The 11,758-nt window shown below is 57.7% G+C and carries 9 protein-coding genes; 6 read left to right on the top strand and 3 right to left on the bottom strand.

Annotated features, from left to right (window positions below):
- Positions 1-78 precede the first annotated feature (78 nt).
- From HMPREF9451_RS06975 to HMPREF9451_RS06965, 3 genes are all read left to right on the top strand, one after another.
- Positions 79-759, top strand: a complete 681-nt coding sequence (locus HMPREF9451_RS06975; protein ID WP_009139599.1) for an MBL fold metallo-hydrolase — start codon at positions 79-81, stop codon at positions 757-759.
- A 40-nt stretch (positions 760-799) separates the two neighbouring features.
- Positions 800-1,852 (top strand): inorganic phosphate transporter, encoded by a 1,053-nt coding sequence (locus HMPREF9451_RS06970; RefSeq protein WP_009139598.1) that lies wholly within the window; start codon positions 800-802, stop codon positions 1,850-1,852.
- A 90-nt stretch (positions 1,853-1,942) separates the two neighbouring features.
- Complete coding sequence (locus HMPREF9451_RS06965) at positions 1,943-2,572, top strand: DUF47 domain-containing protein (protein ID WP_009139597.1); 630 nt, start codon at positions 1,943-1,945, stop codon at positions 2,570-2,572.
- 125 nt (positions 2,573-2,697) lie between these two features.
- Here the strand turns inward: HMPREF9451_RS06965 and HMPREF9451_RS06960 are convergent, their stop codons facing one another.
- Positions 2,698-3,540, bottom strand: a complete 843-nt coding sequence (locus HMPREF9451_RS06960; protein ID WP_009139596.1) for a SurA N-terminal domain-containing protein — start codon at positions 3,538-3,540, stop codon at positions 2,698-2,700.
- Between the two features lie 632 nt (positions 3,541-4,172).
- Here HMPREF9451_RS06960 and HMPREF9451_RS09860 point away from each other — a divergent pair.
- Positions 4,173-4,337 carry a hypothetical protein gene (locus HMPREF9451_RS09860; protein WP_009139595.1) on the top strand — a complete coding sequence of 55 codons (165 nt, stop codon included), beginning with the start codon at positions 4,173-4,175 and terminating at the stop codon, positions 4,335-4,337.
- Positions 4,338-4,535: 198 nt separating this feature from the next.
- Here HMPREF9451_RS09860 and HMPREF9451_RS06955 read toward each other — a convergent pair whose 3' ends face one another.
- Together HMPREF9451_RS06955 and HMPREF9451_RS10150 are read right to left on the bottom strand one after the other, a co-directional pair.
- Complete coding sequence (locus tag HMPREF9451_RS06955) at positions 4,536-6,017, bottom strand: FAD-dependent oxidoreductase (RefSeq protein WP_232204110.1); 1,482 nt, start codon at positions 6,015-6,017, stop codon at positions 4,536-4,538.
- The gene (locus tag HMPREF9451_RS10150) at positions 5,930-6,229 is read right to left on the bottom strand and encodes a hypothetical protein (RefSeq protein ID WP_009139593.1); all 300 of its coding nucleotides are present in this window, start codon (positions 6,227-6,229) and stop codon (positions 5,930-5,932) included. The genes HMPREF9451_RS06955 and HMPREF9451_RS10150 overlap by 88 nt, the downstream gene beginning before the upstream one ends.
- 412 nt (positions 6,230-6,641) lie before the next feature.
- On the opposite strand from HMPREF9451_RS10150, the gene HMPREF9451_RS06945 reads away from it, so the two are divergent.
- Positions 6,642-8,102, top strand: a complete 1,461-nt coding sequence (locus HMPREF9451_RS06945; protein WP_009139592.1) for a response regulator transcription factor — start codon at positions 6,642-6,644, stop codon at positions 8,100-8,102.
- A 569-nt stretch (positions 8,103-8,671) separates the two neighbouring features.
- Positions 8,672-11,710 carry an insulinase family protein gene (locus tag HMPREF9451_RS06940; protein WP_009139591.1) on the top strand — a complete coding sequence of 1,013 codons (3,039 nt, stop codon included), beginning with the start codon at positions 8,672-8,674 and terminating at the stop codon, positions 11,708-11,710.
- Positions 11,711-11,758 lie beyond the last annotated feature (48 nt).

Genomic DNA, 11,758 nt, shown 5'->3' with positions numbered 1-11,758 from the left:
CCCGGCCGGTTTTCGGTCGGGGTTGTAATATGCTGGATGCGAAAGCGAAGTGCTTTCGCCGGTTGAAAGGAATGTTCGATGCGTGCGAACTGCAAGCGTGTCGTTACCGATTCGAACGGTTGCGTCCCGGTGACCATCCTCGTTATCGGAATGATGGATAATAACTGCTTCATCGTGTCTGACGGCCGCGACGAAGGGGCTCCGGCGCTCGTGGTCGATCCTGCGGGCGACCCTGAAGCCATCAAGAAGGCTCTTGGCTGGCTCGACCTTCAGTACATAGTTTGCACCCATGACCATAACGACCATCTGGTGGGCCTTCCCGCGCTCGCAAAGACGACGGGAGCGAAGGTTGTTTCGAGCGTTGCGGATTCCAAAATCATCGAACGCGGGCAAGGCGGCTATTTCGGAGACTGGGATGCTGTCGCCCCTGTTCACGTCGATCGCAAGGTTAAAGACGGAGAGACCATCAAGCTTGGCTCCCTCGAGCTCGAAGTTCTGCTTACCCCTGGTCACACCAAGGGAGGCATCTGCCTGTATCTGAAGGGGTTCGACGGCAAGCCCGGCATTCTCTTCTCGGGCGATACGTTGTTCCGCGGCGCGACGGGTCGCGTGGACTTCGAAGGCGGCAGCGAACGCGAAATGCGCGAAAGCCTTCGTACGAAGCTCGCTCCGCTTCCCGATTCGACCATTGTCTATCCCGGCCACGAAGGCTTGACGACGATCGGCATGGAGCGCCGTCGCGTCATCCAGGCTTTCTAGCGGGCTTAGACCTGGCGCATTCGTGTGATCGGAGGACCTTTTGAGCGTCGAGCTTGGAACTTTTGTCGCGGGGCTTATGTCTGACCCCCTCATGCTTGCGGTGACCCTTCTCAATATCGGCGTCATCGTAGTGAACGGAGCAACCGATGCCCCGAACGCTATTGCAACAGTGGTTTCCACTCGCTCTATGAAACCGCGCCCCGCCATCGTCATGGCGGCCGTGTGCAATTTCCTAGGTTTGCTGGTGGTGTCGCTTTTCACGAGCGCCGTCGCCAACACCATCTTCAAAATGGTCGATTTCGGCGGAGACAACCAGGCGGCCCTTGCCGCCCTAGCTGCCGCGATGGTGGCCATCATCGTCTGGGGCGCGGCTGCCTGGTTTTTCGGCATACCCACGTCGCAGAGTCATTCGCTTATCGCCGGCTTGACGGGTGCGGCTATAGCCGCGGTCGGCAGCTTCGACGCCATCAACTGGAATGAGTGGATGAAGGTTATCTATGGAATCCTTCTTTCCACGTTTCTGGGTTTCGGCATGGGATGGCTTACTGCGCGCCTTATCGCGCGACTTTGCAGAAGAGCTCCGCGCAATAAGGCGAACCAGGTCTTTCATTGGGGCCAGATAATCGCCGGCGCAGGCGTCGCCTTTATGCACGGTGCTCAGGACGGACAGAAGTTCATGAGCATCTTCATGCTTGGCATTGCGCTTACCGCCGGATTAGGACAGCCCGCTGAATTAGCGCTTCCCGTATGGCTGATGGTGCTCTGTGCGGTTAACATGGGCCTTGGCACGGCGATCGGCGGAGAGAGAATCATCAAAAACGTCGCCATGAACATGGTGAAACTCGAGGTTTACCAAGGCTTCGCGGCAAGCCTTTCTGCCACGTTGTGTCTCATGCTTGCCACGTTTACCGGCATGCCGGTTTCCACCACGCACGTGAAGACCACGGCCATCATGGGCGTTGGAGCGGCCAAGCGCAAAAGCGCCGTGAAATGGCAGGTTGCCATTGATATGGTGAAAACCTGGGTTCTGACATTTCCCGGGTGCGGTCTTATCGGTTTCTTAACGGCGGAGTTGTTCCTCCTGTTTGTATAAGAGGTTGCGCTTCGCTTCGTCCGAACTGTGCATGCGCGAAGCGCTCTGGGGAAGGCGCGGCTGTTGCCGCGCGAGCGAGAAAGGGCAGCGATGTCTCTCAAGCAGAAATTCAACTATTTCGACGCGTTCGAAAAGCAGGCCGATCTGGCATGCCGGGAGGCGGAGCTTCTTATTGAAATCATCGAGAACTTCACCACGTCTGACACGCTTCTGCCTGACATCGAACGTGCTCACGAAATCGAGCATGCCGCCGACAAGGTCTGCCATAGCATCTTCCAGGCTGTCAGCGTTGACTTCATCACGCCGATCGACCGAGAAGACATCATCTCTCTGACGCAGAGCATGGACGATATTCTTGACTACATGGAAGCGACCATCCAACGTTTCTACATGTTCAATCTCGCTTCCATGCACCCGCGCGCTATCGATTTTGCGCGCCTGCTGCTTAAGAGCTGCGAAGCCCTGAAGGTTGCCATGGGGGAATTCAGGAACTTCAAGAATTCCAAGAAGCTTCCTGCCCTTATCGTGAAGGTTGGCGATGCGGAAGAGGAGATGGATAGCCTCTTTTTCACGGCGATGCACGGTCTGTACAAGGAATCGCGAGAGGACGCTCTCGACATCTTCATCTGGGACAAGCTGTTCCAGCGCATGGAGAACACGGCAGACACGTGCGAGCGTGCATCCGACATTATGGACTCCATTATCATGAAGTACGCGTAAGGCGCTGCTTCGCTGGATATCTCGTACATGAGGTGCGCTTGAGGCCGCTGTTTCGAGGGATGGGTGCTTTTTCGAACGCGTTCAAAGCTGTCGCTGTTTTGCCGAATGGTTTCCGCTCGCGGTTTCTACCGTTGCAACAAATGCTCTACCGCCCAATCAAGCGCGACATCTCGTCGCGCTTTTTGATAGAGCATCCAGGTCTTTCCCGTAGCCGTAAGTTCTTCGAGAAGCTCTTTCTCTTTTCCGGGGGCAAGCTCTGTGAGCGTTGCGTCTATCTTGTCCTGGTCAACGGAAAGCCCTTGCTTGATGAATACAAGATCGAGCGCGATATCGGTTGAGAGTTCGTCGAAAGCTTCGTCATAAAGCTCGTCTTCGACTTCTTGGGGCTTTACGCGGTGGGCAATGCGGTACTCCCGATACGTCAGACCTTTGTCGGCGAGGTATTGCTGGAACTGCTCTTTCTTCAAAGCGAGGGCTTTGCGCAGCAGCCGATCGGGTATAGTGCCGTTGACCCGTGCGCGAAGTGTTTCCTGCACGAGGACTCGATCGGAAAGCGACGAGGTGCGACGCGCTCCGTCTTTTGCCGTTTTGGGACGCCTGCGGACAATGGGGGCTTCACAATCTATATCCATTGAGGGAACGGGGTAGACGCGGGCATGGAAAGAGAAAGACTCCTGTTCGCGCAAGGGCGAGTTGCTTTCGAGCTCGGGCGCGCCCATGAATAAAGGCGCCGTTTTCTCGAGGGCCGTCTCTGAGGCGCGCGCCATAATGGTTTCTTCGAGAAACTTTTGTATCTCACGTGCGGTGAGAAGCTCCTCGGTACGTTGTCGCACACGGCTTTCGTCGCATTTGAGAATACGAGCCATGCGCTTCCATGCGCCGGCTGCAAGACTGTCCACTTCCTCCGCCTCGAGACGTACGTCTATTTCGAAAGGGGAGGTTTGCCCCTCCATTGCGCTTATTTCCACGGAAGCCTCCTTGCATGCGAAACGCTTCATTCGACCAGAAGATGCCCTCATTGTGGCATAGGGCGCCCGACGTTCTGGTCGCAATGATTGTGCGGGAGAAAAAGAACAGAGGGAAAGGGCGGAGCATGCTTGCCGAAAGCGCCACGCGACTCGTTCATGCTGCGTGTCTGTTGGAAGTGCGGTATGCGGCAATCTGTCGGAGCATGCCACCGAAAGCGCATCGGGTGTTGTCTCCCTCGGGGAACGCCTGCCAAGGTGCGTCATACATGGCATCCATTGGAGTGCTTGTTGAGAGCGCATCGTGCGCCGCATCCATACTATTTAGGCGGTTTTTGCAGGGAAAATGCACGTTTTGCCTAGATAGTATGGATGCATTTCGGGTACTTGGGCGATCCTTGTGACAACAAGCCTGTGAACAGGGGTTTCATGTTTCGAAAAAAAACGCGGTCGACGATGTGCTTCGGAAATCCATACTATCTCGTATTCTCGTGCGTTTCGCGTGTCAAAAACCTACGAGATAGTATGGATGAACGTTGTTCAGGGGCCAGATGCTCGGAATCGGATAAAAGCGAGTCTTCGCGAAGACGCAAGGGAGGGGTTTTTCACGAGGGGTCTTGTGTGAGGGGTCTTGAATGGAGGGTAGGTCTTGCACGAAGGGGATTGCGCAAAGGGGCGCCTGGCGTGTGAAGGTTCGCTATGATGCGGCGCCGGTGCGTCGTTACGGCGTGGGCGCACCTCAGTATCGAGAGCGCGCCCACGCTGCGGAGGGTGGGTCTACGGTAGGAGGGTCGTCGTAGCCGGCAAATGCGCCGATGCGGGGCGAGCCGGCCGGCTGCGGCGACGGATGCGCTTGCGCGAAGCGCCGGCTGTCGCAGCGAAGGATACGCTTGCGAGAAACACCGGCTATTGCGGCAGCGGATGCGCCCGCGCGGTGTCATGGGTGCTGTCGGCACCGCGCGGATGTCGCCCGAAAAATGCTTCGGTATTCGGCGATGCTACTTCGCGGCCAGCGCCTTGCCGATCATACGTGCAAAGGTGACGGAGCATCCGCAGCAGTTGCCGGTGGACATATTCGGATACGTATGCGCGTAGTACGATCCCGAATCGACGCCCGTGACATAGAGGCCCTCGATCGCTTCGCCTCCGTCGTTTACGGCCTGGAAGTTCTCGTTGATGGTGATGCCGTCCAGGGTGCACAGCATGTAGCCGGAGGTGCGCACGCCGTAGAACGGAGCGGTACGGATAGCGGACAGACGGTGCGTGTCTTTGCCAAAATCGGGGTCAACGCCGGCATCGAAGTTTTCGTTCTGTCGCTCGACCGTCGCCTTAAGCGCATCGGCGGGGATGCCCAGGCCCTCGGCGAGTTCTTCGATGGTGTCGGCGACGACAATGTATCCGTCGTCGATCAGACCCTGGTTGAGGCCTTTGACGGCATCGAGCGTCATGTTGGTGGGAGCGCCGTTGACGCGTGCGCATCCGTGGATGTCGAACTGCTCGAGATACTGTTCGTAGTCCGAGTCCCAGATATCGACAACGGTATGGTGCGGTTGTGTCAGCGTGGCGTTGAGGATGTAATCGTACGGTGCGGCTTCGTTGGCGAAGCGCTCGCCGTTGAGATTGACCTTCAGCCACGGGTTGGAACCCATCCAGAACAAGGAGCCGACCGTGTCCGATCCGCCGAACTCGTCGGGCTTTACGGCAACGCGGTCGAAGACCATCGCGGTGTGGACCTCGTCCATGTGAGCGCCCGCCCACAGGCATGCCTTGATGCCGTCGCCCGTGGTGCCATCGATGGCAATGGAGAGGGAGTACTTGTCCATGGTCTGAGGCTGCAGGGCTTTGAGCATGTCTTCGTTGCGTGCGTAGCCGCCCGTGCACACCACCGTGCCTTTGCTTGCGTTGATTTTGATATAGCCGTCGGGTCCTTCGGCGATTGCGCCCGTTACTGCGCCGCTTTCGTCCTGGACAAGCTTGACCATGGGGGTGTTGAAGCGGAATTCGACGCCCTTGGATTCCGCGTAATCGCCCAGGACGATTTTGCCGTTGACAACGTCGGAAAGGCCGGCGAATTCAGTATCGGCGGGCCAGCTGGGAATATGGCCGGTAGCCCAGTGTTTGTACAGAGAGGGCTTGGCATCTTTCGCGCCCTCGAAGAAGAGCTCGAATCCTGCTTCTTCGAGACGGTCCTGATACCAGTCGATCGCCTCACCGGAGTTTTGCGCCCAGATGTGGTACAGGCGTGGGTTGCAGTAGTTGTCCGCGTAGCGGATCATGTCGTTGACGATTTCGTTTTCGTCGATCGTCTCGCCCGCCTCTTGCTGCAGTCGGCTGTTGAGTGCTCCGAGGTTGTCGCGCACGCCGCCGCCGATGGCGCCTTTTTCAAGGCAGACTACCTTTGCGCCTTCTTCGGCTGCGGAGCATGCGGCAAAAAGTCCTGACGTGCCTGCGCCGCAGACACTGACGTGCCTGCGCCGCAGACAAGGATTTCGGTGTCGATGGTTTCGACGATTTCGTCTTCGGCGATTTCCGGTGCGGAGCCGAGCCAGTCTTCGGCTGCGCCGCCTGCCTTAGGCGCGGTGGCAGGCTTTCCGGCGGAGCACCCGGCAAGGCCTGCTCCTGCGATAGCCGCCGTGGCGGCGCCAAGGCCCAAGAATGCGCGGCGAGACATGCCCTTGGTTTCGGTCTTCATGAAATTCCCTCCTTGTATGTCGTTTCTGCTTCGTATCCATATGCGGCGCGCTTGCGTTGCACAGCGGTGCAGCTGCGTTCGGCAAAAGACAGCGAGGCCGATGTTGCTGCGGACGCGGCCTTGCAGGTCGATACCGATACGGACGCGCCCTGCGGGCCGATGCTGGTGCGGACGCGGCCTTGCGGGTCGTGCAACGCGACGGCGTTTCACGGACGAAGCGTTCGAACGACGAAATCGTATGCCTCGTGTGCGAAAAACGCGTCGTACTACTCGGGTGAGATTTATCGAAATGTAATTTGAACTGGGAAAATGTAGTTGCGGTATGAGATGTTTTCGTACGCTTAGCCCGTACGTCGAGGAGTCTCTCCTGCTAGAATACCCTGCATGAATGCGCACTGTAAGGGAGGGTTTGGTGGGCAATATCATGCAGCGGGCCATGTTGGCCAAGGCTCGTGCGTGCGGGGGAGAGAACGGTCCGACTATGCTGTGCGCCTTGGCGCTCACGCTGACGTTTTCCGAATACTGGCTGCTGAATTACAGCGCCTTTCCGCTGTTCGACTTGATTTTCATATGGACGCGCGAAGTGAGCGCGTGTGTCGGAGGAGCGGCGCTTGCCGCTATCGCCGTATTGTCGTTTTGGAGGTCGCATCCTCTCGACGGCCGCATTTTCACATGGGGTGTCGTCTTCTTGATGGCGGTCGGCGGCGCGTTGTGCGTGGCGGGGACGTTGTGCGATTCGGTTTTTCTCACGGTTGCGGGCGCTTCGCTTGTAACTGTTGGGGGAGGACTTGCAAACATCTGCGTCGGTCTTGCCTGCACCGGTCTTACTTTGCGTCGTGCCGGCATCGTCGTCGTGTGGTCCTATGTCGCATCGTTTGTGCTTCGCGGTCTTTTCCGCATCCTGCCTCTCGAGGCAAATCTGGCGATGTTTTTGCTTTTTCCGATCGGGGCCGTTGCTTTGTCGGCGCGGCTTTCGCTGCGTGTGCGTGATTTTTCCAGCAGCGATTCTCCTGCTCAGATATCCATCACTTCGCCTGGTTCGTTCGTTCCGTTCGGCCATCAGGTGTTTATATCGCTGGTCGTCTTTCGATTTGTTTACGGCTATTCTCTGACTTTCGGCGAAGTCGATCGCGTACCCGTGGTTGCATTTTCGGCGTTGGCTGCGCTGTGTGCCGTTGCCGTGTGCGTGTTCGCCAGCAGCAAACCTCTTTCTTCCGATGGGTTGTTCCGCGTGTCGATTCTTGTCTCGGTGGCGGGTTTTCTCGTTCTCTCCATAACGGGCACTCCGCGCGACGCGCTTGCGAGCTCGCTGCTCTCTGCGGGGACGGGCATCTTCGAGATACTCATGTACTACGTGCTTATTGCAATCGGAGCGAAAAATCCAACGGGCGCTCTTTCCGTGTTTGCTTGGGGTAACGCAATGGCTTCGTGGGGAACCATCCTGGGGGCTGTGTTCGGAAGGGTGACGAACGAGGCGTATCGGACCGACGGCACGGTTCTTGCTATCATCTCGGCTGCTGTGGTTTTCGTTCTGGTTGCCTACGTGCTGTTCGTGCTCGGCACATTCAGCTTCTCGAAGACCATCGAGTCGGTTTTGCCGTCCGTCGACGTCAAGGTCGTCGAAGGAAAAGAAGAAGGCGGCGACGAAGGGTCGCTGGAAGAGCGCTGCGGCAGGCTTGCCACAGACGCATGCCTGACCGAGCGTGAGCGGGAGGTGTTTCTGCTCTTGGCGCACGGGCGCAATGCTCGCTATATCCAGGAGACCCTGGTCGTTTCGTACAATACGGTGAAGACTCACGTTTCGCACGTGTACGCAAAGCTTGGAGTGCATTCGCATCAGGAATTGATAGACCTTGTTGAATCGAAAGGATGAGTTTCGCAGGCCGACAAGTGGGTGCGATGAATCCTCCTGTGTCGGCGCCGGTCGGCATCCTATCGACGTTGCGTCGCCCGCTTTTGCTCGGTAGTTCGAGGCGCCGTTTTTATGTCGTCCATGCTCGACATTGTATCGGTGTCGTGCCTGCGTCGTGGGACAAAGTGCGGGAGCCTGCGTTTTTCGGGCTCGAAAGACGCACGGATTCGTTCCCTTGGGTTCGGAAAACGCATGGGTTCGCCCCTTCGGACTCGCAAAATGCACGAGCTCGCTCCCTCGGATTCGCAAAACGCACGAAGTGTATCAATGCGTTCCGAGCATTTCAGGATATAATCTATGAAAATAGACAAAGTATTGATAAATGTGGAATAACGTGAGGGAAATTGTGCTATGAGCTGCAGGCGCGCTGTAAATCGGGTACGTTTCGCGCATTTTGCGAGTTTCGCACGGCAGTTTGGTGCATTTTAATCTGCGTCTGAGCCTTTTCGGTGTGTTGACGGGGCGTGAACGGCGGCGGCAAGGGCGTGGACTATAATTCTCCGCATTATCCAGATGCGAAGGGACATTCCATGCTTTCATCTCACGATTCATCTTTCGATTTCGCGCCGGGTGTGCAGACGCACGGCTTCATCGTCCAATCAAGCGAACCCTTGTCGGAAATTGACGGGTTTGCGCATGTGATGAGGCACGAGAAAAGCGGCGCTCGGCTACTTTTCCTTCAGAACGAAGATGCCAATAAGGCATTTTCCATAGCGTTCAAAACACCGCCTGCGGATGACACGGGCGTCTTTCACATCTTGGAGCATTCGGTACTGTGCGGATCCGAGAAGTTTCCCGTTAAAGAGCCTTTCGTGGATTTGCTCAAAACGTCCATGCAGACGTTTCTTAATGCGTTGACGTTTCCCGATAAAACCATGTATCCGGTGGCCAGTACGAACGAACAGGACCTGATTAATCTCATCGACGTCTACATGGATGCGGTCTTGCATCCTGCGATTTATGGTAAGCGCGCCATCTTCGAGCAGGAAGGATGGCACTACGAGCTCGAAGAGGCCGAAGGCGAGGCTATCGCCGACGCTGCTGCTTTCGAGGGTGGGGCGGCCGCCGAGAATGGCGCGCCTGATAAGGTCGCCATCGAAAAAGACGCTTCAGGTGAGCGCCTGCGCTACAACGGCGTTGTTTTCAATGAAATGAAAGGTGCGCTATCCGATCCCGATAGCGTGCTCTACCACGCAGTGAACAGGGCTCTTTTCCCCGATACGTGCTACGCTTTCGAATCGGGCGGGCATCCGAGGGCCATCCCCCAGTTGACCTATGAGGGCTATCTGGATACCCACGCGCGCCACTATCGCCTGGACAATTCTTATATCGTGCTGTACGGAAACCTCGATGCCGACCGTATTCTGGGCTTTCTGGACGAAAACTACCTTTCGGTGTTCGAGCCGTGCAGTGATGCGGCGCCGAACGCCATTGGAACCCAGGAGCCGTGTGTGACGCTCGACGAAACGGTTCGGATGGAGACCGCTCCCGAAAACGCGGGTGTCGGACTGGCCTATGTCGTGGGCGAGGCGCGCGATTTCGAGCGCGTGCTGGCGTGCGACATCCTTCTTGATGCGCTGATGGGCGGCAACGAATCCCCTATCAAGCGCGCTATTCTCGATGCCGGTCTCGGCGGTGACGCCATGGCCTATCTTCTCGACTCGCAGGCGCAGCCTGTGGCGATGTTCCAGCTGCGCAATGCCAACGACGGCGCTGCGCGGCCGTTCATGGAGCTTGTTGAATCCGAGGTCCGTCGCCTGGTTCGTGACGGTATTCCCCGAGACGTGCTTGAGGCGTCGCTTGCGCAGATGTCTTTTGACCTGCGCGAACGCGACCGCGGCATGGCTGACGGCGTGCCCTTGGCCATGAATGCGCTTGCGGGTTGGCTGTATGACGAAGACATGCCCACGACATACTTGCGCTACGAAGACGCGCTTGCCCATATGCGCGCCGGTCTCGAGGGGCGCTATTTCGAAGACGTGCTCGAAGCGCTCGTATGCAAGAGCAACCATAAGGCCTTAGTCGAGCTTGTCCCTGAGAAAACCGAGGGCGATTCCGAAGAAGCCGCCGAACTTGCGACCAAGCTTGCACAGATGGACGAAGCGGACAAACAAGAAATTCGCGACGAGGTGGCTGCGCTGCGCGTAATGCAGGAAAGCCCCGATGCCCCCGAAGCCGTCGAAACCCTTCCGCGTCTGCACGTGAGCGATATAGGCCCCGCGAGTCCTGACCCCGAGATGCAGGTTTTTGCGGAGGGGCCCATCACGTGCCTGTTCCACAACGTGCCCACGCGCAAGATAAGCTACCTTTACCTATATTTCGGTATCGACGACCTTGCGTGGGAGGACGTACCGTACCTGAGCGTGCTTGGCATGCTTCTTTCGCGCCTCGATATCGAGCGCCATACTGCGGCCGATCTGGATGTCCTTATGCGCTTGCACCTGGGATCTCTGCGCTTTTTTGCCGATGCGTTCGTCGACGACGCCGACCCTTCGAGGGTGTCGCTCAAGATGACCGTCGCCACCAGCGCGCTTTCGGAAGAGCTCGAGCAGATGGCGTGCATCCCGCGCGAAATCTGGGAAACCACAAAGTTCGATGACGCCGACAAGATTCGCGATATCTTGGTGCAGCGCCGCATTGCCATGGAGCAGTCGTTTGCCAACGAAGGCCACGTGCGCGCGATGAACAGGCTTTCCTCGTACGAATTCAAATCGGGGGTTTTGAAAGAGGCCATGGGGGGCGTGGATTTCTACCGCTTCCTGTGCGATTTGATCGACAACTTCGACGAACGTTTCGACGCGTTGCAATCGCGTTTGCGAGACGTGTGCTCGCGTGTTTTCACGAAGCGCGATGTGGTGGCGAGCTTTACGGGATCGGAGGCTGACAGGGAGGCTTTCTTCCGTATGGCGGGTGATTTCGGCCTGCCTGGAGAGGCAAGGGCGTTCGACGGCAAGCCCTCTGTTCCCGCTTTCGGCGAGAAGATTCCCGATCCCGTAATGAGGCGCGAGGCGTTCATCGTGCCGAGCGACGTGTGCTATGTTGCCAAAGGCGCCGACGTGGGCAGCCTTGGAGCGTACGCGGGCGAATGGCAGGTGCTCGCAAGCGCGCTTTCATTCGACTACCTGTGGAACGAAGTGCGCGTGAAAGGCGGCGCGTACGGCGTGGGCTTCCGTCGTACGCCCGAAGGCTTCGGACGGTTCTACTCCTTCCGCGATCCAGCGGTCGACCCGACCATCGAACGTTTCGACGCGGCGGGTTCGTGGCTTGCGTCGTTTGACCCGAGCGAAGAAGAGATGGAGGGCTACATCGTAAGCACGGTGGCATCGCACGATGCTCCGGCGAAGCCGAGGCAGGTTGCCCGGCGCCAGGATGCCCAGTTCTTCTGCGAAAAGCCTGCGGGCTACCGCGAGCGGCTGCGGGCGGAAAAGCTGGCCACAACGCCGGAAAAGCTGCGTGCGTGCTCTGCGGTGCTCGACGAAGTTGCCCGACGTGGCAGCGTCTGCGTCTTCGGCGGGGAAGAGGTCGTGCACGCTTCGGCGGAGAAACTCGACGTTATCGAATTGATATAGGCTAAGACTGTTTATAGAAAGGGGCGCAATCGCTGCGCCCCTTTCTAC

The organism is Slackia piriformis YIT 12062, from assembly GCF_000296445.1.
Lineage (GTDB): Bacteria > Actinomycetota > Coriobacteriia > Coriobacteriales > Eggerthellaceae > Slackia > Slackia piriformis.
Note: the sequence above shows the minus strand (reverse complement) of the source record. Positions and strands in the feature narration are given on the sequence as shown.